This is a genomic window from Aromatoleum evansii (genome assembly GCF_012910805.1).
Lineage (GTDB): Bacteria > Pseudomonadota > Gammaproteobacteria > Burkholderiales > Rhodocyclaceae > Aromatoleum > Aromatoleum evansii.
This window is the reverse complement of sequence record NZ_WTVK01000241.1, coordinates 1-434: the sequence shown is the minus strand read 5'-3', so window position 1 is coordinate 434 and position 434 is coordinate 1. Positions and strand designations below refer to the sequence as shown.

Here is a 434-nt window from a genome sequence, read left to right as displayed (position 1 = left end):
CGCTGAACGTGGTGGCGCTGCCGAAGCCGTCGGCGCCCCAGTTCACGTTATTGACGATGGAGCCGTCGACCGAACCGAGTCCGCCATCGGCTTCATCGATGCCGCCGGAGGCCTTCTCGTCCTCGACGGTGACCGTGTCGGCGCCGGCCTCGCCCGCGAGCAGGGCGGGCACATCGTCCTGGACCTTGAGGGTGACGCTGACGGCCTGGGTGTCGCCATCGGCATCCTTGCCGGTGATGGAGACGGTGGCCAGGGTGTCGATCTGTTCGCCCTGGGTGTCGGTGCCGAGCAGCAGGTTGTCGAGCAGGGTGTAGGTGTAGGAGCCGTCGGCATTGACCAGCAGCGAGGCGGCCGCACCGGTGGCGGTGGCGCCGAGGAAGGTGCCGTCCTGGCCCCAGTAGACGGTGGCGCCGGCAGCGAAGCTCTGCCCGCCG

General features: G+C 69.6%; 1 protein-coding gene. It reads right to left on the bottom strand.

Annotated elements, in window-relative coordinates:
* A partial coding sequence (locus tag GO615_RS29330; protein WP_169133098.1) for a VCBS domain-containing protein occupies positions 1-434 on the bottom strand: 434 nt, incomplete at both ends.